Raw genomic sequence first — 21,524 nt, forward strand, 5'->3', positions numbered from 1 at the left:
AGCAGAATTTAACTGCGGGAGTAGCTCAGTTGGTAGAGCGCAACCTTGCCAAGGTTGAGGTCGAGGGTTCGAACCCCTTCTCCCGCTCTTTAATTTTAACATAAAAAATTTCCTTCCCCTGTTCAACTAGTTCAGCTATACTAAAAGTAGCTAAAAGTTTTTTAGAAATTTATTATTTAGGGGGGGATATGAAAAAAGATGATGTTATAGCCTATTTAATAGCTTTAGGCATAGGAGCAACAATAGGAGCACTTACAGGTTTGGGACTCAGTTTTACAGCTCTGTCACCTTTGGTGATGGGTGGAATTGTTGCTGCAATTCCTGCACTCTTACACTTTGCCCTTTGTACAGGTGAGAGACTCTCACAATCCCAATTCTCTTATGCTCATGCTTGTTTATTTGTTGCAAGTGCTGCAATTGGAGTTGGTCTTGCTGCAGCTGCAACTGCTATTTCTCCAAGTATAATGCTTGGAATGGGATCGGCAGCTTTAGCAGGTGCAATAATAGCACCCATAGCAGTAATTGCAGGGTTCCTTGTAGCATTTGGTATTATTGAACCAATAGCTCAGAAAGTGAATGAGTATATTATATCACCTATAGTTGAGCGTTTTTCTTCAAAAGCACAGGGAGTTTAAGTGAGGTTTTTGCTTTTTATTTTGCCTATAAGTGGCTTGTGGAAGTTCGTAAGGTGCAACCTTGCCAAGGTTGAGGTCGAACCCCTTCTCCCGCTCTTTAATTTTAACATAAAAAATTTCCTTCCCCTATTCAACTAGTTCAGCTATACTAAAAGTAGCTAAAAGTTTTTTAGAAATTTATTATTTAGGAGGGTTATATGGACAACGATACTAAAGAAATGTTATTTGTCTTAGGTATAGCTACATCAATAGGAGCACTTACAGGTTTGGGACTCAGTTTTACAGCTCTGTCACCTTTGGTGATGGGTGGGATTGTTGGTTCTATAGCTCCAGCATTGTTTACAGCTCTGTGTGTGGGGATACTACTATACAAATTTTGCAAAAAAGATTATATTAAAAAGGATGAAAAATATAGGCTTATCCATTGTGGTATTTCCGCACTTGCAAGTGCTGCAATTGGAGTTGGTCTTGCTGCAGCTACAATGGCTATTTTTCCTGGTGCAACGCTTGGAATGGGATCTGCAGCTTTAGCAGGTGCAATAATAGCGCCCATAGCAGTAATTGCAGGGTTCCTTGTAGCATTTGGTATTATTGAACCAATAGCTCAGAAAGTGAATGAGTATATTATATCACCTATAGTTGAGCGTTTTTCTTCAAAAGGGGAAGAGAAAGCTATATAATAATCAATTGACGTTAGCATTTAGTTTTCTTTATAATTTCCTTTGTGAAAGAACAAAAATGCTTATTTGTAACGATAGCTGGTTTGCCAAATGCTGGAAAGTCAACGCTAATTAACAGCATCGTAGGCAAGAAAATTGCAATTGTCACCCCTAAAGTGCAGACAACAAGGACGCAGGTAAGGGGTGTTGCTATATGCAACAATGCGCAAATTGTTTTTACTGACTCTCCGGGAGTGTTTTCAGCAGAAACAAATCTTGAAAAAGCTTTAGTCAAATCTGCATGGGGAGCAGTTAAGGATAGTGACATTACTTTATTGCTTGTTGATGTAAACAATTACCTAAAAAATATAGAAAGAATAAAAACGATATTTGCACGACTGGAGCGCACAAAAGGCAGATGCATTTTGGTTATCAATAAAACTGATTTAGTAAAGAAATCAGGGCTCAAGATGGCACATGAGCACCTAAATTTGCTTTATAAGTTTGAAAAAATTTTTACGATCTCGGCACTGAAGAATGATGGACTTTCTGATCTGACTAGTTACTTGTCTGAAATTGCACCGATAGGCCCTTGGTTTTATGAAAAAGATCAAATAACTGATTCCTCAGCTGATTTTTTATCAGCGGAAATTACGAGAGAAAAGTTATTCTTGAACCTACGTGAAGAATTGCCATACTCTACAGCTGTTATAACTGAACAATTTGAGGAAAAAAAAGATAAGAGTTTAGTCATAAAACAGATCATATTTGTATTGAAAGATAATCATAAGAAAATAGTGCTAGGAAAAGACGGCAGTAGCATAAAAAAAATTAATATCGAGGCGCGTACAGAATTGGAAAAGTTATTTGAGTGTAAAGTTCATCTCTTTTTGTTCGTAAAAGTGCGACCTTGGACTGATCGCCCTGAGGAATATATAAGTAATGCTTAATTCTTTGTTAGTATTTGATATTGAAACTATACCAGATGTAAATTCCTGCAAGAATTTACTAAATATTAGTGATGATAGCAGTGTAGAAGAAAAGAGGAACGCATTAACAAAATATCATCTTGAAATAACAAACGGGCAAAACTCTTTTCTGCGTCAGCCCTTCCACCTTGTTGTAGTCATTAGTTTTTTACTTTGTAATATAACACGCCAGAGCGGTTATGAAATGTTCACACTACAAGAAATAAGATCTGGAGGCACAGTAAACTCCAATGAAAAAGAGCTAGTAAAGGGATTTTTTAACTACATATCAGAGAAAAAGCCAAGACTAGTTTCGTTCAATGGACGCACTTTTGATATACCGGTACTGAAGTACCGTTCTATGGTTCATGGCATTCAAGCAGAATATTTTCACAAAGCTGGCGATAAGTGGAATAGTTACAATCAGAGGTACAGTAGTGATTGGCATTGTGATTTGCTTGAATCTCTCTCTGATTTTGGAGCTTCTGCAAGAATGAAGATGAACGAAGTTTGCGCAGCATTTAATCTTCCTGGTAAGATTGGAGTCGATGGGTCACAAGTTATGGGCTTATACGATAGTGGCAAAATACAAGAAATTCGCGATTATTGCGAAACAGATGTAATTAATACTTATTTGATTTACTTGAGATTCATGCATCATCAAGGAAGAATTACTACAGAAAGCTATAATAAGAGCATAGAAGAACTGCTTTTAGAATGCGAAAAAAAAGAACACCTAAAGAAATTTAAAGAAGAATGGAAAATAACTTCTGGTGAAAATTTTTATATTGAATGTAAATGAACAGATGCTATGGAGCAATCTAATGATTGCTCTGTATAGTAGTTATAAACTCCTTGTAGTAGAAAAGACATTTTGATGTGCCCTTTGCTTAACTTCTGCTTGTTCAAGCTTAGAAAAATTTTCTAAGTTTTTATCTTGGTATTCCTTTTTTACTTTCTCGAAAAAATTTTGTCCACCAAGAATATAATTACCTAAATTAGCAGCATAATATTGAGCATTACCTAAAACTGCACAGTTAATTCGACTTAATATTCTCGAAGGGTAATAAAAGAGAGAAACGTTATTGTTCGATCGGAAATCTTTTTCATCCATTATTTTAATGGCTTCATGATAACCATCTATTTGATGAACAAAATATCCTTCAGGTACTGATATTCTCAATTGTGCACCTACATGAGCATAACCACAAATACCAGGTGATACCGCTGGTACTGGGTCTTGTCTATGTTGAGTTACTCTAATGGTTTTTTCTTGAAGAACATCATTATAAAATTCACTAGCAGTAAGATCAAAAACTCGTGGATCACCAAAAGTTGCAACATGAACATCTTCAGCTCCTTCTGTTTTATTGAGGCATAAAGCAGCTATCTTAGCAATAGCTCCTCCCATACTGTGACCTGTGAGATTAATTTTAAAATCCTTGATTTCTGATCCCTGTTTTTCAGCATGAGATTTCAAAATGCCATACAGATTAGGCCATGAATCCATAAATGAATTATAGAAACCACAATGAATTCTTCCACCTTCAGGTAAAAATTCCGAAGTAGCAAAAAGTACATTTATATCAGTAATTCCATCATTAAAACTCTGGCTCAGACGAGTACCATGGTAAGCTATTGTTATTTCTTTACCTTTTATAAAAACGTGACCAGCATCTTTTTCAAAGCTATTACCAAATGGAATAATTTCATAACCTTCGCTGATGAGTTCAGCTCTAGTTTTATACATTTTTTCAGTAGATGGAACAATTTCAAAATCTTCTACAATTTCAAATTCAGTTTTGTATACTCTTTGAGCTAGGTTGTTACATCTTTTTTTACTTAATTTACCATCATCATCGCCATAGCTTATCTTGCAGAAATTACCCATTTCTAATAATTTCTCTCGATCAAATCCTGCAATTTTTACAATACTTTCATCTATTTTATAGTCAGAAGGTAAAGAACATGGCTCATTTGGATCAGCACGATTTATAAATTCATAATCTTCAATGATCTCAAATTCATCGTCATATTCTTTCATCTCGTATTTGCCATCATCTACTGAAATAGAATCTGGCTGTTCAGTATTACCTGGCTCTGAGCCTGTAGCAGCACCTGTAGTGCTAAACCAATTTCGTAAAAAACTAAAATCCATAAATACCTTAATTATTAAAAATAAAACAATAATTCACTAATTATAATATAAACTAATATTATTGTCAATAGTTATATTAATATTTTAATCTTTATGTACTTTCACTTGAGTAAATTTTACTTCCATAGAATAAGTATAGAGTTATAATACACTAACAAGCAAACCTCTGTACTAAATTTTGGTTAATATACACGTTGAGCGTATTAAGAAAGTTGCTTTTAAAGTATTGCCTTTTACTTTTATTTTCGCTATAAGGTTACTTTAAGTTGGATTTTCAACACCTTTATACTATTTATGTTATGATTTTAAAATTTTTTGGGGGCACTTCATGAAAAAATCTATTTATACTAGAACTGCTCTAGCTTCTCTATTGACTTTATGTTCTTTCAGTGGCTTTGCTGCTGACTTTTCTGACGAGAGTATGAAGGAAGTAAAAAAGCAAGAGAGTAACGAGTCAATCAAAACTTCTGGAAAGATGGAAGTGATGAAGACGTCAAATAAGAAACTAAAAGAAAAAATGGACAGGATATGTAATGCTGATCCAAGAAAAAAAGCTGAGGAGCTTAAGAAAAAAGAAGAACTAAGATTAGCAGCTGAGCAGAAGAAAAAAGAGGAGTTAAAATTAGCAGCTGAACAAAAGAAGAAAAAAGAAGAGTTAAAATTAGTAGCAAAACAAAAGAAAAAAGATGAAATTAGGCTAGCAAAAGAGAAAAAAGCAAAGCTTATAGAGGATTCAAAGGCGAAAGCTCTAAGCACTAAAAATTCTAATGTAGAAAAGTCAAAAATTAAGGGTTCTAAAACTAAGAATGCTAAAATTGAAGCTAAAGATATAAAAAAGAATGTAAAAGTTGTTAACAGCAATACAGAGGAAAAAGGTAAGGCAAGTCCTGTTGTTTCAGTTGGTGGGATTGATATTATCAATACCAATCAAGGGGATGGTTTAAGAATAACTTTCGGTGGCGTTGTTGATTCTCAAGGTTATGGTAACCATGGGCTAAGTGGCTATAACCATTATAATGTTATGCCAGGTAAATCTACAGATTATTTTAACAATACTCCAGATAGTATAAAAGGAGCAAATCCAATATTTCCTAAAGGGATAGGGAATATTGGTGATTACAGTGAAAACATGGGCATGATTTCAGATGCAATATTGCACTTAAGAGCTGAAAATAAAAATGAGGATATTGGTCTTCGTTATGGTGCCGATGTACAATTCCATGTTCCAGTTACTGAAGGTAAAGGAGCTTCACAAGGCGTGAATGCTGCAAGAGGTAGAAGTGCACATGTGTTTTTGAATTCAAAATATGGTGATCTGAAACTTGGCTATCAGTTTGGTCCTGAGTCTCTGATGAGACTTGATGCAACAAGAATTGCAACTGTTGATGGAGCTGCAGATAGTGACTGGTTCAGAAAAGTAAACTTAGAAGGAAGTGCTGCAAACTTCCCATTTTACGTAACACCACGTCTTTACACTGAAAGCTTCTCGAGCGAGAGCGAAAAACTCTCCTTCCGTATGGCAGGAAAATACAACAAAGACGTTATGACCACATTGCCGTTTAGAGCTGCTTACTACTCACCAAATTATATGGGTGCAAGATTTGGTCTTAGCTACTCACCTCGCTACGATAGTGGTTTATCCGTTGTAAAAGAAATAGCTCCAGATTTCCTCAAAGATTCAAGTAATAAGGTAACAGGGGTAAAGAATGAGGAAACGTTAAGACATGTTGGACCAGATTATCAGCATATAATAAGTGCTGGTGCATCATATGAATATGACTTTAGTAAACATAATGTAAAAGTTAAAACTTCCGTAGTTGGTGAATATGGGGTTTCAAAGCAACCGAGTAAAGATAAGCATCTTTATAAGGAATTTGTAGAGTACAATGACCTGATGGGTGTTAATTTGGGTGTAAGCGCTGATTATAAGATTGATGAAGGTCAAAATATAAAATTCGCTGCTTCTTTTGCATATTTAGGCAAATCTGGTCAACCGAAGAGTATCAAGGAACTCAACCCTACTTCAAAAGAATATAAAGAGACTACTGATATTGCTAGAAAAAATGGCTTAAAGCAATTTAATGACAAGGACACCATGTATTGGACTGCAGGTGCTGGTTATCAATATGAGAATGTTTATACAAGCTTGACATACTTTGGCAGTACAATGAATGATAAAGATATGCTTCATGATGTTGCACTTGGTGTTCAGTATGATCTATCTTCTTGCAATAAGAGCAAGTTTGTTCCTTATGCAGCCTTACATTATTTTATGACTGATGAAAAAGGTGCGCTGAAAGATAAAAATAATGCTGATGTACCTTCTAACCAAGGAATTCTTCTACTAACTGGTGTGAAGTTTTCTTTCTAATTTGTTCTAGTAATACACACCACAACTTGAATGTGGTGTGTGTTTTCACTATGCACTTTCAAAATGTTGAAAAAATTTCCAATATATGATATAATAGCTAAAACTAGGAAGTAATAATCTAATGAGTATAACAGTAAATCTTGATGGGGAATTTGAGAAGATAGTGCAGTCTCATTCCGTATTGCAAAATCGTTCTGTACCGCAACAAATCGAGCATTGGGCTAAGATTGGTCAGATTGTTGAAGATAACCCTGAGCTAAGCTATAATATTATCAAAGAAATCCTTTCAGGCATTGAGGATATCAAGTCAGGTAATGTTGAGGAGTATAAGTCCACAAAATTTTGAAGATTCTTCTCACCAACACTTTTAAGCGGTCAATGAAGAAGCTGCACAATAATCAACTACCCAAACTTGAAGAAGCCATCAAACAAATTCAAGGTAACCCATATATTGGAGAGCTAAAGTCAGGCGATCTTGCAGGTGTTCGCGTGTATAAATTCTCTATTTTTAATCAACTGACATTATTAGCCTATATTCACAACGAACAAAATAACATATTAACACTTCTTGCATTTGCTCTACACGAAAATTTTTATAGAGATTTGAAAAAACAAGTGTAGCTAAATGCAGGTATGCCATTATTTATAAGAGGCAACTATGCAAACCAAACTAAAAAACCATTTAACTGGAGAATTACTTACCATCGCTACTTGCTGGAAATTAACACTTGTAGGTGGGAAAGTAATGGGATTTACCGACTATGACGAAGATTTAAATCTCAATAATATACTCTATAAATCTTCAAGCGGTTTTATAGCCAGCAGTATAATATTAAATAGCGATTTGAGAACTGATAATCTAGAAATTGAAGGAATATTAAATAGTGCTGATATTAAAGAAAAAGATGTTTTATCAGGAAGGCATGACTTTGCAAATATTGAAATATTTCTTGTGAATTATAAAGATTTGAGTCAGGGAATTATGAATTTGCATGCAGGAACTTTTGGTAAAGTAACATTAAATAGTGGGAGGTTTATCGCTGAAATTAGAGGTCTTGCGACAAAGCTTGAGAGAAGCATAACAGAGCTATATTCTCCTGTATGCAGGGCACAATTTTGCGATGATAGATGTAAAGCTGATGCTAAAAAGTTTAGTAGAATGAGCACAATTACTAAAGTGATAGATGAAAGAAGATTTGAAGACACTAATTTAATCGAAAGCGATGGATATTATAAGCACGGAGTGTTTAGTTCAGCAACATTTGAAGTTGTAGTTAAAGAATACAAAAATAAAGTAGTTACATTATTTGCTTCTCCTCCATATCAAATTTCTACCGGAGATAAATATTCGATACTTGCAGGTTGTGATAAAGCGTTTTTAACGTGCAAAAACAAGTTTAACAATACTGTGAATTTCCGTGGCGAACCATATATACCAGTTGTTTAGCAGCATAATTTTTAATATTATGAATAAGTATGGAAAGGTGGCTGAGCGGTCTAAAGCACACGCTTGGAAAGCGTGCACATATGAAAATATGTCGGGGGTTCGAATCCCCCCTTTTCCGCACATTATTTCTAGTATAACATAGGATTTTCCGTTTTGTTCTTGAACGTAATAACCATATAGCATTAGCACTTCAGCTCCGCAATTTTTCAGAGTCATCTACGTCAATAAAAGAATAGAGTTATCAAGTTGCAGAGCTTTCTTGATTTTTGATGACGAAGAGTAGTTGTTATCATAGAAATACATCCAGTAGCCAGCATACCTTCCCTATTCCTAATAATGTCTTGCAATACTATACTTAGTCTGTGTAATTTCTCACGAGCATCAGCAAACTCGTGTATACTCAACCTATCATAATCTGTCAATATAATTCTTTATTGAAAATTCCGGGAGAAAAGAGAAGCCTCACACCTGTACCTTCTACAGAACAGACACTGAATCTGCAAGAACATGGAAATTGTCTCCAATATCTCTTAATACATCACTTACATTAACCTGGTATTCTTCACAAACTGTTCTGCCCTCTGAGCTCTTCCAGAGCCGAGAAGGATCCATGTCCGGATCCAAATCATTCAAATTTGATTCATTTCGGTGTACACGTGTTTTTCCATACTGTGTTGATTGATTATCCAACTTTTGTTGTAAATCTGCTCCTGTTTTCTCACTCTGTAAGTTTCCGAACATAATATTCTCCTTAATTAATATTGTATTAATTTTAATATAAAAGCATTAATATTATATTAATAATAGTATAATTACTTTTATTGAAAATTTTAGGAAAATATTGTATAATTATACAGTAGTAGAACTTGGTAAAACTTATGGCAAACGCTAATTTAGCTTTCAGTAAAGAAACCTTACAGCATCTTGCTAAATTATCTGAACTTACTAAGCAACCTGCTCAAGCATTAGCAGAAAAACTACTTAAAGAAGCAATCGAGCTTGAAATTGAAGATTTTTTAGTGTCTAAAATTTCTGATGAGCGTGATGTTGAAGGTGCAGAAACAGTCGATTTTGAAGATATTAAGTGGGATTAGAGCATTATAAAGTTAAGTCTCTCAAAAGTGTTGTTGAGAGAGATTTACCAAATCTTCAAAAAACAATAAGGCTAAGAATCCAAAAGGCTATAAAAGAACGTCTTACAGTTGATCCAATAAACCTCGGTGAACCATTACACCACAGCTTAAAAGGACGTAGAAGGTTAAGAGTTGTTGAATATCGTATAATTTATAGAGTAAATCAATTAGAACAAATAGTAACTATCACAGAGATAGGACATAGATGTGATATTTATAAAAAATAAATATAAACATTAAATATACATTATACAGCCCTTCTTCCTGATCCATTCTTCCGATATAATTCTTTATTGAAAATTTCAGGAAAATGTTGTATAATTATGCAGTAGTATACCTTGGTAACACTTATGGCTGATTCAAGCATTAATATTAGTGAAAAAGTTTTAAAAAACCTTGCTCGTCTCGCTAAAGTAAAGAATCAATCAGCTCAAGAGCTAGCAGAGCAGTTTATACAAGAAGCAATTGAAAATGAAGAAGATATGGCAATAGCCAAACTCGCTATTCAACGTGACACTCGAAATGCAAAATTCATCAGGCATGAAGACATCAACTAGTGATAAGTATTTAATCTGCTATGAGGAAAATGTAGTTCACAAAGACATTCCAAACCTTCCAAAGACAATATGGTCAAGGATAAAAGAAATTGTAAAAGAGCGTCTTACACTTTCTCCTGAAAAGGCAGGAGATCCTTTACTTGGTGAGATCGTAGAATACGATCTGGTGATTATCGTCTGGTTTATAGAATAAGTAAATTAGAACGTACAGTAATAATTACTGCAATAGAGCATAGAGAATACATCTATAAAAGTTAGAACCTTCCTATAAGCATAGTATATTTCATTATACAGCCCTTCTTCCTCTTCACCTTAGGTGGCTTTGCTCAGCTCAAAAATAACTCATTTTTTGACTATACCCCTATAATTTTACTATTCTACAGACTATAAAATCGATGCTAATAACGGATTAGAGATAAACGTTGCAAAGAATTGCAGTGGCTCAACCGGAAAGGTTACAGTAAGTTAATACTGGAAGGATATTAGTATGGAGCCTCAGACTCGTAAATGTCTTTTCTGTGTTTTATTGAAACACTTCATACTTTGCAGCATTTACATGATACGATAATCGCCAGTTCTCAGTCTTCTGTATCCTTTGAGTTTGTAACAAAACGATTCACCAAAATCAATTGGATTAACTGTAAGTCGCTCTTTCACTATCTCTTCAACTCTTAACTTTATTGTTTTTGGAAAAGCTCTTCTTACTAACATTTTTCAGGAATTTAATCTTACAGCGCTTTAGTCCCACCTATAGTGGTAAGATTATCTACTTATTCTTGTATGGGAATTTACCAATCATTAAGATGCTCAGTGTAATAAGAACATATTCTAATAGTATGGAAAAATAAAATGACATTTGAAAAATATGTAAACAATGGCGTTATATCTTTAGATAATTTGCGTGACAAAACAATAGGTAAGCTTATCGATTTTGTGGACAAAAACCCAAATGTCGAAATCTTTGATTGGATAAGTAACAATACTAGTCATAACCTAAAGCATAGAAGAGGTTACAATATTAGTAATAATATGAAACTTAGGTGTATAGGTGTAGGAATTGGTTTAGTTGCTGGTCTAGTTGCAGCATGTTATTTAGGGCAAGAAACTTTAACTCTTATTGGCGGTTCTGGTGTAGTGTTGATTGCATTTGCTATAGTTGGTGCATTACTTGGAGCTGGAGCGGGCTATGTCGTAGGTAAATGCCTTGACAAAATTAAGGTTACAAATATGCAAAGAGAAAGGAGTTATTAAAGGTTCGTGTTGTATTCTGAATTTCTTTCAATACTTAAAGATTTACAATCAGAGCAAACTACCTGGCCACGTGGAACTGATTTCAGCTCATCAGTTGAAACTTTACTTGAGCAGAATATGCATTTTATTTTATCACTTGGGGCGAGTGAGTGATCAACAGCAACTCTATCATCAAAAACAAAACACTCGCCTTCCCAATTACCACTTTTATTACCAGTTTTTTCAAGATAGGAAAGAATACCGCCTTTAAGATGGTAAACATCTTTAAATCCAAGGCTTTTCATATATGCTGTAGATTTCTCACATCTGATTCCACCAGTGCAGTACATAGCCACTTTCAGATCTTTACTCTCAGAGAAAGACTCTGCCCACTGAGGAAAATCTCGAAAACGCTGAGTATGTGGATTGATTGCATTTTTAAACTTGCCTAGTTTTACTTCGTAATCATTTCGTGTGTCTATCACTAAAACATCAGGTTGAGAGATAAAATCATCCCAATAATCTGGATCAACGTACTGGCCTCTAACGGAAGTATCGAGATTACTTACACCAAGATTCACAATTTCTCTTTTTAATCTCACTTTCATCTTACTAAATGGTTGATATTCTGCTGCACTCTCTTTCCATGTAAGGTCCCTTAGTCTATAATCAGAACGTAGAAAATCAAGTATTTTATCAATCGCGTTTCTTTCTCCAGATACAGTTGCATTAATACCCTCTTCTGCAAGGAGTATAGTACCCTTTAATTCGACATTATCGCATGCAACTTTTATTTCATCTTTCATGTCATAATAATTAGAGAGTTTTACAAAATGATAGAAAGTTGCAATGACAAAACTCATAATTAATTAGTTTATCGATTTAAAACATAATATATAAAATTATGAAGATATTCAATAGGACGGCTGTTAATTACTGGATATCTTTAGTTTTTGCATATAACATTTTAATATCAAATATAGATTCAAGTTAATGTTTCTGAGAGTATTTAAAAATATATTCTTGTTTTTAGTAAGTGTATTATTTGTCTGCCCTATACTATCGTTAATATCGATTCTATTTACAGAATCAGCAAACTCTGGATGGGTAATTAGTAGACTTTTTCCTGAATATATACTCAATACGTTGATTTTGATGATAGGAGTAGGGTTAATATCCTTTATATTTGGAGTAATTCCAGCTTGGCTTACTACATTTTTTTCGTTTCCCGGAAGTAGAATTTTTGAGATTGCCTTATTCTTTCCGATATCAATTCCTGGATATATAGTATCGTTTGTTTATGTAAACACGTTAGAGTTTTCAGGTCCGATTCAGAGCTTGTTAAGAGATACTTTTCAATTGGGCAAAGGTGACTATTGGTTTCCCGAGATCAAATCCCTAGGTGGTGGAATATTAGTAATGGGATTTAGTCTATATCCATACGTTTATATGTTGGTCCGCTCAAGTCTAAAGAGCGTTAGTAACTCAGTCACTATTGCATCAACACTTGGGTTCTCCTCATTACAGAGTCTGTTTTCTGTCATCATACCCTCCATACGTCCATCAATTATAGCTGGGTTATCCTTGGTACTAATGGAAGTAATTACAGATTTCGGCACACCACAGTTTCTTGCTATCGATACTTTCACGACAGGAATATACCGTACTTGGTTTTTATTGCATGACAAATATTCAACTACTGTTTTGGCAGTTGCAGAACTGATTTTCGTTGCAACACTAATAGTTATCGAGAAAAAACTACAAAAAAGAGAAATATCTTACTCTTCAATCAATACTAATGCAGATTATCACAATAAACGTATTATAAACGGTTCTATATCGTTGATCTTTTCTTATCTTATGTGTTTATTGCCGATATTAATAGGCTTTATTTTACCAATGATTCCACTTATATATTGGAGCATAGAGAAAGGCTTTTTCATATACGAAGCAAGATTTTACAATATAATAGCAAATAGTGTTGGTTTATCATTTATTACCGCATTAATCTCAATTAGCATTGCGATAATTATTGGATATACAGCGCGTAGAAACAAGGTAATAAGCAACGTAGCACGTCTCATTTCTCTTGGATATGCAATTCCAAATGCAATTATTGCAATTAGCATAATAATGTTTTTAAGCAGAATATCTTCTTTCATTACTCAATATATTGTAGAAATTAGCTTGGTAGGAACTATTGGTGCATTAGTTTACTCATATTTATTTCGTTTTTTTGCTATATCTTTCAAGGCGATAGAGTCGGGACTCAAAAAAACACCAAATGAAATTGAATGGACTGCATATACTATGGGTCATGGGCCTATTTCCACGTGCCTGAATATTCATATTCCCCTTATCAAGAAAAGCATACTATCGGGATTTCTGCTCGTGTTTATGGATACGGTAAAAGAACTCACGGCAACACTAATTATCAGACCATTTAATTTTGAAACTATATCAACTAGAGTATATGAACTTGTCAGCGATGAGCGTTACAGAGAAGCTGCCCCATTTTCGTTAATGATAGTTATTATAGGTTTAACCTCTACAATAATCTTATTCACACTTGATGATAAGAATCAAAAATAAACTATTTTGCATCTGTTCAGCAGAGTAACAAAATAAGATAGACGAAAAAAGACAACTATAGAAGCAAATGGTCAGTGCTTTCGTGTTTATCAACTTAGTTGGATCTCAGTATCAGCTACTCGGATGACATTATGGAAGCTCAAATGACAAAACAAGAAGCATTGGTTTCAGATGCACTTGAACAAATACACTATCTTGATGATCAATGAGGTCTAGTGTTAACGTATGGACTGTCTAAGGAAAAGGGTGGTACCATAACATCAAAGGTTTTTATGCTCTCTTCGTTCAGAAATTCATATTTACCCTGCATTATTCCTGATGGTGTATTTAAGTATGTTCCACTTGTATATTTGAATACCTCTCCAGATTTTATTACAGGTTGTTCTCCAATAACACCAACTCCGGCAATTTCATTTATTTTGCCCTTATGATCTATTATTCGCCAATAGCGACTTAATAATTGAATGGTTGATGAGCTTTTGTTTTTTATCTTAACATTATACATCCATACGTAACAATTTTCATAAGGAATGGATTGCTCTTCAATGTAAATTGGCAAAACTGTAACTTCAACAGAATTAGTAATAAGTGTGTATTTCATGGTCATCGTAAAGTGTTCATGATAAAAATTTAACACACTTCAATTATACACTTTTTTCATAGATTTTCCAAGCATATTATCGTACTCTAACTAGGAAATATTAATCTACATGATGAACAAAACAGATCCACTGGATAAAAAAGTGATAGGAATAATAGGAAGTGGGCAATTAGGTAAAATGACTGCTATCGCTGCAATAAAACTTGGGCACAAAACGCATATTTTTGCCAGTGCTAAAAACGATCCAGCTTGTTCTGTTGCTGATGATTTAACAATAGCAGACTTCTGTGATAAGAGGGCACTTGAATCTTTTGCACAGAGTGTGGATTTAGTCACTATTGAGTCTGAAAATATTCCATGTAGTGCAATTGATATTGTGTCGCTGCACGCAGATTTTTATCCAGGCAAAAAGGCGTTACACATTTCGCAAAATAGGCTGAGAGAGAAAGATTTTATTAGAGATTTAAGCATAAAAACTGCTGATTACAAAAGTATACAAAATTATAATCAGCTACTAGAAAGTAGTGAAACTTTTAGCTATCCAGTGAGGCTAAAAACAACAGAAATGGGTTATGATGGAAAAGGACAATATGTGATTGAAAATGATTCTGAACTGAAGCAATTTGCTTCCTTCGATTGGAATAAAGAGTACATTCTTGAAGCAAGTGTTGATTTACTGAAAGAGGTTTCAATAGTCGTTGCAAGAAATAAAAACGGTAAAGTAGCTTTTTTTCCTATAGCAGAGAATCACCACGTTGACGGAATACTTAATACTTCAATAGCACCAGCTAAAATAGATAATAAATTAGCCCAAGAGGTACAAAAAACTGCAAAGAAAATAGCAACTGCGCTTGATGTAGTAGGAATTCTAGCTATTGAATTTTTCATCACTCAAAATCATGAATTACTAGTTAATGAACTGGCCCCAAGACCCCACAATTCTTGCCACTGGAGCTTGGATGCATGCAACGTTAGTCAATTCGAGCAGCTGGTGAGGGTAATATGCGGATTACCTATGCAGGAAGTAGTATTACGCTTTCCTTGCATGACAAAAAATATAATAGGTAATGATATATATAATTCTCACAAATATTTGAGCAACGAAAAAGCTAGTTTAACCATATATGGGAAAAAAGAGGTTAGGGACAAGCGTAAAATGGGACATGTCAATATAGATTTAAGTTATTGAGCTATAAATGCTCTTTGATCAAGATCTCCAAGATCTGCACTATATTTAGTGCTGCACCTTTGCGTAGATTATCAGCTACTATCCACATATTTAATCCGTGTTTAACGGTATCGTCTTGTCTAATACGCGATATGTATACGGCATCCTCTTGCACAACATCAATCTGAGTCATATATCCACCATCTTCGCGCTTATCTTGTACTAAAACTCCATCGTCTTCACTGAGCATTTCACGAGCTTCTTCTTCAGTTATATGCTGATCAAATTCTACATTTACTGCTATAGCGTGTCCAATAAAGACAGGCACTCTTACACAAGTTGTAGTCACTTTTATATTCTCTCCTAAAATTTTTTTTGTTTCCTCTTGCATTTTCCATTCCTCTTCTGTAGAGCCATCTTCCATGAACCCTCCTATATGGGGAATGCAATTAAATGCTATTTGCTTAGGAAATATTTCAGATTTTTTAGCTTCGTTCATGAAGATTTTTTTTGTCTGATTGTAAAGCTCATCCATTGCTGCTTTACCTGCACCAGAAGTTGATTGATAAGTTGAAGCAACGATTCTCTTTATTTTTGCTTTTTTGTGTAATAAATGTAATGCCAGCAACATTTGTATTGTAGTACAGTTTGGATTAGATATTATATTATGGTTTTTATATTCCGTAATTTTATCTTTGTTGATCTCTGGAATAACTAGTGGCACGCCTTCTTTCATCCTAAAACGAGAGGTATTATCTACGACAATACATCCAGCTTCAGTTGCAATCGGTACGTATCTCTCGGAAACATGAGAGCCAGCACAGAAAATTGCTATATTAATTCCAACAAAATCGTAGTTCTCAAGGTCTAAGACAGTTAATTCTTCATCGCCGAAACTTACCTTTTTTCCCTCTGATTTTTTTGATGCAAATACAATAACAGAATCTATTGAAATTTTTCCTTCGTCTTGAAACTCGGCAAGCGCGCTTAATACCTCACGCCCTACTCTTCCTGTTGCTCCAATAACTGCAATTTTATACCCCATATAGATAAACCTCTGACTTTAAAGCTATATTATATTTTTACTGATAAAATTTACAATTACTTTAATATTTTTACCTTGCAATTAACCATAATTTAGTTATAATTATAAGACACTAGTAATATTGCATGGTAGAATGAAATGAGTAAAAAACATGATGACACTAAGGTCAAACCTGCAGTATCTGAATTTCAAAAGCCTGAAAAAGTCAATAGATTAGAGATTCAAAATGTTCTTTCGAAAAAAAGCAAGCCAGCGATAAATTTTGATGATAAAAAGTATGGTGTGAAAATTTCTAAGATAGACCAGCATCTTTCAAACAAGAAGCAAGAATCTTTTGGATTAAGAGATTTTTTAAGTTCAATACCAATAATAGGAAGATTTTTAGTGAAAATTTTCACGCCTGAAAAAGAAGAGTATAAAAAACTGCAATCGCAAATAGGTCTTTCTAATAAAGCAAAAAATGAGATCTACATAGATAATAAACGCACAGAAGAAGTAGGTAGCAAACTTGAGAATGGTAATATTGAACAAGTAGATAAAGAGAAAAAAAATCTTGGCCCATAAATATTAACCATTTAAAGTGTATCTCTCACTACTGAATTTGTTGCACAGAAGTTTTGCAGTACCAAAATAAATAAATGGGTATGCCACTTGCAGTGAACAGGCTCGAAGTCAGCAGAGTACCTACAGGGGTTTCTAATATCACCCAACAACAAAAGGTTGTTGCTATGCTACCAATTAAAAGCTTATAACAACTCCTCTCCTGTATAATAACCTTTAGAAAGGCAAAACAGCACGCAAGATAAACGAACAAAAATGAAATTACAGAAAAGTCAATAATCGACGTAATCTGCTGGGCAAAATTGTTGTTTGAAGTGAGAATTAGTAAAATTGCAGTTCCAATTGAACTAACTGTTATTCCCCAAAAAGGAGAGCCATGCTTGTTCCTTTTAGCAAAGAATTTTGGCATTAGTCTATCTTCTGCAAGACCAAAAGCAACTTGTCCACTAGATAAAACCCAAGCGTTTAGACTGCCAACACAAAAAATGAATGCAACTATAGAAACAATTAAATGCCAATTACCAGAAAACATAATTTTTATCGCATCAACATATGGTGCTCTTGAACTTGCTAAATTGTTGCCATTGATCAATCCCATAATTGCAAAATTGTTGATAAAATATATAACAGCAACACAAACTGTGCCAAGCACCACAGCTTTTGGTATAGTTTTAGCTGGATTATCAACTGACCCTGCAGGTGCTGTTGCCAATTCAAGTCCAATAAAACACCATAAAGTAAGGAGTGTAGAGCGGGCAAGAATTTGCGATGTTGTAAGACTTAATATTTCTTCACTTATGATAAAATTATTTCTATCGAAAAAAAACAACGCTGCTACAGGTATTGCAAGCAATACAGCAACCTTCACAACCGTGAGCAGAAACTCAACGTGCCCTGCAGTAGCTATTCCCCTTAAATTTATTAATGTAATGATTGTAAATAACAACAGCTCTAAAAATAAACGCATACTTTTGATATCTTCATGGAAAAATGGTGTAAGATAGCCAACACCCACAACTATTAAAGCTGTTGTACTAACCCATGAGATTACCCAATATGTCCAACCAACAAAGAACGCTGCAGCAGGACCAAAAGTATGTTTCACATAAACGTGAGGACCTCCTGTTTCTGGAAACTTTGCACATAGCGTAGCAAAAACTAGCGCAAGAGACACAGCACCAGCTCCTGATATCATCCAACTTATAAGGCTATAAGCGCCATATGGAGCAAGGCTAATTGGAAGCATAAAAACCCCAGAGCCGATCTGACTACTAATGACTAAAGCAAAAACAGCCCAAAAACCTATTTTATTTGACACAATACCTCTTAATTCTATTAATGTAAGCCAGTAGTATAGCTTAAGAATTTTAGCAAATAAAAAATTTAAGTTAAGTTTTTAGTTTATGATACCAAAGTAGATAAATAAGTGTTCCGCTTAAAGGGAATAGACTTGATATTAATAATGTTTTTATAGAAGTCTCATATATTATCCAACAGCAAAAAGATACAGCCACACCTCCAATTAAAAATTTGCAGTAGCTTTTGTCTTGTATATTAACTTTGAGAAAAGCAAGGCTACATGCTAAGTAGATAAACAAAAATGACACCACAGAGATATCAATTATTGAAGTTACTTGCTCAGCAAAACTTTTATTTGACGTTAGGATAAGTAAAACTAACACCCCCAAAGTACTGAGTATTATTCCCCATAATGGAGCATCATGCTTATTTTTTTTGCCAAAAAATTGCGGCATTAACTTGTCTTTTGCAAGGCCTAAGGTGACCTGTCCATCAGCTAAAAACCAAGCATTTAAATTACTTACAGAAACGATAAAGGCAACAACAGAAATAATTAAATGCCAATTACCTGGAAACATAATTTCTATCGCATCAACATATGGTGCTTTTGAACTAGCTAGGTCATTACCACTTATCAATCCCATAATTGAAAGACTATTGATGAAATATATCACAGCAACACAGACTGTTCCAAGCACTATAGCCCTTGGTATTGTTTTAGAGGGATTATTGACAGATCCTGCAGGTGCTGTTGCTGATTCAAGCCCAATAAAACACCATAAAGTAAGGAGTGTAGAACGAGCAAGAGTTTGCGATATTGTAAAGTTTGATACTTCCTCACTTACAATAAAATTATTTCTATCAAAGAAAAATAGCCCTGCTATGGGTATTGCAAGAAGTGCGATAATTTTAACAATGGTTAGCAGAAGCTCAACACGGCCGGCAGTAGTTACTCCTCTTAAGTTTATTAGCATAATAGCTAAAATTAATATTATTTCTAAAAGCAAACGTATATCTTGTATATCATTATGAAAAAGTGGAGCTAAATAACCGATACTTGCAATCGTTACAGCAGTTGAGCTAACCCACGAACTTACCCAATATGTCCAACCAACAAAAAAAGCTGCTGTAGAACCAAAAGCATGTTTCACATAAATGTGTGGTCCCCCCGTTTCTGGAAACTTTGCGCAGAGTGAAGCAAAAACCAAAGCTAGAGATATAGCACCAAATCCTGATATAACCCAGCTTATGAGGCTATAAGCGCCGTATGGTGCAAGGCTAATTGGGAGCATAAAAATTCCAGAGCCGATTTGGCTACTGATCACCAAGGCGAAAATAGCCAAAAAGCCTATTTTATTTGACACGACAATGTTTAATTTTTATCTGAATATATTAACAATATAGCTGAAGCTCGAAAATTTCAATTGATCTTTTTTGTATAAAAATTTGCATTTTTTTAATTTAAGCATATAATGAGAAGTATATTAATAGGTTATTAAGAAGTGGTTTATGAATCCAAGGTTAAAAAAACTCCTGATTACTTGTGCTTTTATTTTATTATCACTTGCCATTTATTATTATTTAAGTCTTCTTATTAACTATATCCTTGATCCAATTCTAGTTCGCCCTTGTAATGATTTAATTAGTAATCTTTACACCTACTTATCTACAAGTACCTCTAGCCCTGTACTAGCATTTTTTGCTACAGGTTTTATTGTTATCGCTGCATTTATTTGTTTGAATAAAATGCTCCTTCCTTTACAAGACAAAATCATAAACAACTATAACTCATTTAAAAACGACAACATTGATAGTAATAGCATGTTATTTGAGGTTTACAAAGATCCAACAATAAAATTAAAGGACAAAATCTTATTCTTTAATATACATCTAATATATTACCTACAGCTTCCATTTTTGTACATTGCATCAAAGGTATCAGCTCTACGTAGATTTTTTATATTCAATTTCGGTTTATTATTGTTAAATTATGTATTACTAGCTCCAGTAGCGCTTCTCGAATTAATAAAGTATCCATTGATAAAGCTTTTCTCACCTTTGGGTTTGAATGTACAGCAACTTAGCTTCTTGTTTAATGTAAGTGATGTAGGCACTGGTAATCAGAATGTTCATACTAGAAGTTTTGAGCAAAGTGTTATTGAGTGTGCCAAAAAATTAAAGGAAGAACATGGGACTCCGTCAAATGAGCTGGATGAAGAGTTTAAAAACTATATAGGCGGTTTGACAAATCAGCAGAAAGAACTGATAGCGCCTTATTTGAAGGTAGATAATTATAGAGAAGGAGAATGGGTAAGGTGGGTAGATTCCAAAACCGGACTGACATTAACACAGGCTACAAATTTAGTTTTAATTGCAGCAAGAAAGCAAAATGCAGATGTAGAGCTGTTGAAATCCATATTGCTGGTTCGTTTTGAGGAAAGTAATCGCCAGTGTGGCCCTGGAATGCTTAATCGTATCGTTTATGCATTAAGTGGCCTTGAAGCAGAAAATAATTTTGCAGCTCAACTAGAGCCTCAGATAATAGGAGAATTGGCCGGTAATGCTACTAAAAGATTTCTTGAGAGATCTGTAGATAAGCACTACTTTAAAATAAAGATTTTAAAAGAAAAGTTTGACGATTTATATTCGCCAAATTCTGGAGTGAATTTGAGCAATGCAAATGATGAAGTAAAGGAAGGAATTTCTTATATGAGAGATGCTATAAAAGAATTTGTGTTTAAAGAATTATATGTGAAGTTTTATAATGACTATGGAGAACATATTCGAAGAGGGCAAATAAAACAAAGGCTGAGAGAATTAATAACAGATGAAGTCATAGATGTAGCAATATCTTATAAGATAGACGAGATAGAAGTTCCTGCAGAACCATCTACTTATCTTGAAAAGATGAAAGCATTTTTTGCAGGGCATACAAGATTCTCTGCTGCTTAGAGCTCTGAGACTTGCCTAAGCTTTGATTGTGAGTTAGGCGTGAAGCTAAAATTGATATTTACAGTTAACTCACAGCAAACTAAACGATGGCAACCTGGTCACCCTCTAATTTTTCCTTATTGATTCGTAGCAGGTTCTTTGCTATGGT

The 21,524-nt window shown here is 34.3% G+C and carries 25 protein-coding genes and 2 tRNA genes; 19 read left to right on the forward strand and 8 right to left on the reverse strand.

All coding sequences use genetic code 11. The features are described 5' to 3' along the window. The first annotated feature begins 14 nt into the window (after nucleotides 1-14). The 5 genes from ONG78_RS01070 to ONG78_RS01090 all read left to right on the forward strand — a co-directional run bounded on the left by ONG78_RS01070 (nucleotide 15) and on the right by ONG78_RS01090 (nucleotide 3,064). Nucleotides 15-87, forward strand: a tRNA-Gly gene (locus ONG78_RS01070). Nucleotides 88-188: 101 nt separating this feature from the next. Further along, a complete protein-coding gene (locus tag ONG78_RS01075) occupies nucleotides 189-635 on the forward strand; it encodes a hypothetical protein (protein ID WP_264377476.1) in 447 nt (148 codons plus the stop codon). A 197-nt stretch (nucleotides 636-832) separates the two neighbouring features. Further along, on the forward strand, nucleotides 833-1,315 hold the full coding sequence (locus tag ONG78_RS01080) for a hypothetical protein (RefSeq protein ID WP_264377477.1): 483 nt from the start codon (nucleotides 833-835) through the stop codon (nucleotides 1,313-1,315). Between the two features lie 44 nt (nucleotides 1,316-1,359). Continuing rightward, the gene (gene era / locus ONG78_RS01085) at nucleotides 1,360-2,244 is read left to right on the forward strand and encodes a GTPase Era (protein ID WP_264377478.1); all 885 of its coding nucleotides are present in this window, start codon (nucleotides 1,360-1,362) and stop codon (nucleotides 2,242-2,244) included. After that, a complete protein-coding gene (locus ONG78_RS01090) occupies nucleotides 2,237-3,064 on the forward strand; it encodes a 3'-5' exonuclease (RefSeq protein WP_264375102.1) in 828 nt (275 codons plus the stop codon). Before era ends, ONG78_RS01090 begins: the two co-directional genes overlap by 8 nt. Nucleotides 3,065-3,106: 42 nt before the next feature. On the opposite strand, the gene ONG78_RS01095 is transcribed toward ONG78_RS01090, so the two are convergent. Further along, on the reverse strand, nucleotides 3,107-4,420 hold the full coding sequence (locus ONG78_RS01095; RefSeq protein WP_007302125.1) for a lipase family protein: 1,314 nt from the start codon (nucleotides 4,418-4,420) through the stop codon (nucleotides 3,107-3,109). A 328-nt stretch (nucleotides 4,421-4,748) separates the two neighbouring features. Here ONG78_RS01095 and ONG78_RS01100 point away from each other — a divergent pair, with 328 nt between their 5' ends. From ONG78_RS01100 to ONG78_RS01120, 5 genes are all read left to right on the forward strand, one after another. Then, nucleotides 4,749-6,791 carry a WD0745 family porin gene (locus ONG78_RS01100; RefSeq protein WP_264377479.1) on the forward strand — a complete coding sequence of 681 codons (2,043 nt, stop codon included), beginning with the start codon at nucleotides 4,749-4,751 and terminating at the stop codon, nucleotides 6,789-6,791. A 121-nt stretch (nucleotides 6,792-6,912) separates the two neighbouring features. Beyond that, nucleotides 6,913-7,137, forward strand: a complete 225-nt coding sequence (locus ONG78_RS01105; RefSeq protein WP_127463811.1) for a TA system antitoxin ParD family protein — start codon at nucleotides 6,913-6,915, stop codon at nucleotides 7,135-7,137. After that, the gene (locus ONG78_RS01110; protein WP_264377480.1) at nucleotides 7,134-7,412 is read left to right on the forward strand and encodes a type II toxin-antitoxin system RelE/ParE family toxin; all 279 of its coding nucleotides are present in this window, start codon (nucleotides 7,134-7,136) and stop codon (nucleotides 7,410-7,412) included. The genes ONG78_RS01105 and ONG78_RS01110 overlap by 4 nt, the downstream gene beginning before the upstream one ends. A gap of 37 nt (nucleotides 7,413-7,449) precedes the next feature. Further along, complete coding sequence (locus ONG78_RS01115; protein ID WP_264375105.1) at nucleotides 7,450-8,238, forward strand: DUF2163 domain-containing protein; 789 nt, start codon at nucleotides 7,450-7,452, stop codon at nucleotides 8,236-8,238. A gap of 31 nt (nucleotides 8,239-8,269) precedes the next feature. After that, nucleotides 8,270-8,356, forward strand: a tRNA-Ser gene (locus tag ONG78_RS01120). Between the two features lie 359 nt (nucleotides 8,357-8,715). Here the strand turns inward: ONG78_RS01120 and ONG78_RS01125 are convergent. Continuing rightward, nucleotides 8,716-8,979: a hypothetical protein gene (locus tag ONG78_RS01125; RefSeq protein ID WP_264377481.1), complete on the reverse strand. Its 264-nt coding sequence runs from the start codon at nucleotides 8,977-8,979 to the stop codon at nucleotides 8,716-8,718. A 137-nt stretch (nucleotides 8,980-9,116) separates the two neighbouring features. Here ONG78_RS01125 and ONG78_RS01130 point away from each other — a divergent pair, with 137 nt between their 5' ends. The 4 genes from ONG78_RS01130 (at nucleotide 9,117) to ONG78_RS01145 (ending at nucleotide 10,121) form a co-directional block, all read left to right on the forward strand. Beyond that, entirely contained in the window at nucleotides 9,117-9,332 is a 216-nt protein-coding gene (locus tag ONG78_RS01130; RefSeq protein WP_064085397.1) for a hypothetical protein, read from the forward strand. Next, nucleotides 9,323-9,598, forward strand: a complete 276-nt coding sequence (locus ONG78_RS01135) for a type II toxin-antitoxin system RelE family toxin (protein ID WP_264377482.1) — start codon at nucleotides 9,323-9,325, stop codon at nucleotides 9,596-9,598. The genes ONG78_RS01130 and ONG78_RS01135 overlap by 10 nt, the downstream gene beginning before the upstream one ends. Nucleotides 9,599-9,721: 123 nt before the next feature. Next, nucleotides 9,722-9,928 (forward strand): DUF6290 family protein, encoded by a 207-nt coding sequence (locus ONG78_RS01140; RefSeq protein WP_264377483.1) that lies wholly within the window; start codon nucleotides 9,722-9,724, stop codon nucleotides 9,926-9,928. Further along, nucleotides 9,912-10,121 carry a hypothetical protein gene (locus ONG78_RS01145; protein WP_264377484.1) on the forward strand — a complete coding sequence of 70 codons (210 nt, stop codon included), beginning with the start codon at nucleotides 9,912-9,914 and terminating at the stop codon, nucleotides 10,119-10,121. The genes ONG78_RS01140 and ONG78_RS01145 overlap by 17 nt, the downstream gene beginning before the upstream one ends. Nucleotides 10,122-10,480: 359 nt before the next feature. On the opposite strand, the gene ONG78_RS01150 is transcribed toward ONG78_RS01145, so the two are convergent. Next, nucleotides 10,481-10,639, reverse strand: coding sequence for a type II toxin-antitoxin system RelE family toxin (locus ONG78_RS01150; RefSeq protein WP_019236727.1), 159 nt, complete (start codon nucleotides 10,637-10,639; stop codon nucleotides 10,481-10,483). A 138-nt stretch (nucleotides 10,640-10,777) separates the two neighbouring features. Between ONG78_RS01150 and ONG78_RS01155 the strand changes: the two genes are divergently transcribed. Further along, nucleotides 10,778-11,179 (forward strand): hypothetical protein, encoded by a 402-nt coding sequence (locus tag ONG78_RS01155; protein WP_264377485.1) that lies wholly within the window; start codon nucleotides 10,778-10,780, stop codon nucleotides 11,177-11,179. On the opposite strand, the gene trhO is transcribed toward ONG78_RS01155, so the two are convergent. Then, a complete protein-coding gene (gene trhO, locus ONG78_RS01160) occupies nucleotides 11,176-12,021 on the reverse strand; it encodes an oxygen-dependent tRNA uridine(34) hydroxylase TrhO (RefSeq protein ID WP_264377486.1) in 846 nt (281 codons plus the stop codon). The two genes, ONG78_RS01155 and trhO, sit on opposite strands and share 4 nt — an antisense overlap. Before the next feature lie 130 nt (nucleotides 12,022-12,151). Here trhO and ONG78_RS01165 point away from each other — a divergent pair, with 130 nt between their 5' ends. Beyond that, a complete protein-coding gene (locus tag ONG78_RS01165) occupies nucleotides 12,152-13,750 on the forward strand; it encodes an ABC transporter permease (protein WP_264377487.1) in 1,599 nt (532 codons plus the stop codon). Nucleotides 13,751-13,952: 202 nt separating this feature from the next. Here ONG78_RS01165 and apaG read toward each other — a convergent pair whose 3' ends face one another. Then, complete coding sequence (gene apaG / locus ONG78_RS01170; RefSeq protein WP_010402892.1) at nucleotides 13,953-14,357, reverse strand: Co2+/Mg2+ efflux protein ApaG; 405 nt, start codon at nucleotides 14,355-14,357, stop codon at nucleotides 13,953-13,955. A gap of 106 nt (nucleotides 14,358-14,463) precedes the next feature. On the opposite strand from apaG, the gene ONG78_RS01175 reads away from it, so the two are divergent. After that, entirely contained in the window at nucleotides 14,464-15,540 is a 1,077-nt protein-coding gene (locus ONG78_RS01175; RefSeq protein WP_010402894.1) for a 5-(carboxyamino)imidazole ribonucleotide synthase, read from the forward strand. Between the two features lies 1 nt (nucleotide 15,541). On the opposite strand, the gene ONG78_RS01180 is transcribed toward ONG78_RS01175, so the two are convergent. Next, complete coding sequence (locus ONG78_RS01180) at nucleotides 15,542-16,564, reverse strand: aspartate-semialdehyde dehydrogenase (RefSeq protein WP_264377488.1); 1,023 nt, start codon at nucleotides 16,562-16,564, stop codon at nucleotides 15,542-15,544. Nucleotides 16,565-16,702: 138 nt separating this feature from the next. Between ONG78_RS01180 and ONG78_RS01185 the strand changes: the two genes are divergently transcribed. After that, on the forward strand, nucleotides 16,703-17,128 hold the full coding sequence (locus tag ONG78_RS01185) for a hypothetical protein (RefSeq protein ID WP_015587974.1): 426 nt from the start codon (nucleotides 16,703-16,705) through the stop codon (nucleotides 17,126-17,128). Nucleotides 17,129-17,156: 28 nt separating this feature from the next. Here ONG78_RS01185 and ONG78_RS01190 read toward each other — a convergent pair whose 3' ends face one another. Both ONG78_RS01190 and ONG78_RS01195 read right to left on the reverse strand, forming a co-directional pair. Beyond that, complete coding sequence (locus tag ONG78_RS01190; protein ID WP_264377489.1) at nucleotides 17,157-18,443, reverse strand: APC family permease; 1,287 nt, start codon at nucleotides 18,441-18,443, stop codon at nucleotides 17,157-17,159. A 70-nt stretch (nucleotides 18,444-18,513) separates the two neighbouring features. Next, on the reverse strand, nucleotides 18,514-19,788 hold the full coding sequence (locus tag ONG78_RS01195; RefSeq protein WP_264376552.1) for an APC family permease: 1,275 nt from the start codon (nucleotides 19,786-19,788) through the stop codon (nucleotides 18,514-18,516). Between the two features lie 145 nt (nucleotides 19,789-19,933). On the opposite strand from ONG78_RS01195, the gene ONG78_RS01200 reads away from it, so the two are divergent. Beyond that, on the forward strand, nucleotides 19,934-21,376 hold the full coding sequence (locus ONG78_RS01200; protein WP_264375116.1) for a hypothetical protein: 1,443 nt from the start codon (nucleotides 19,934-19,936) through the stop codon (nucleotides 21,374-21,376). Nucleotides 21,377-21,524 lie beyond the last annotated feature (148 nt).

This window comes from Wolbachia endosymbiont (group B) of Philonthus cognatus (assembly GCF_947179345.1).
Taxonomy (GTDB): Bacteria; Pseudomonadota; Alphaproteobacteria; order Rickettsiales; family Anaplasmataceae; genus Wolbachia.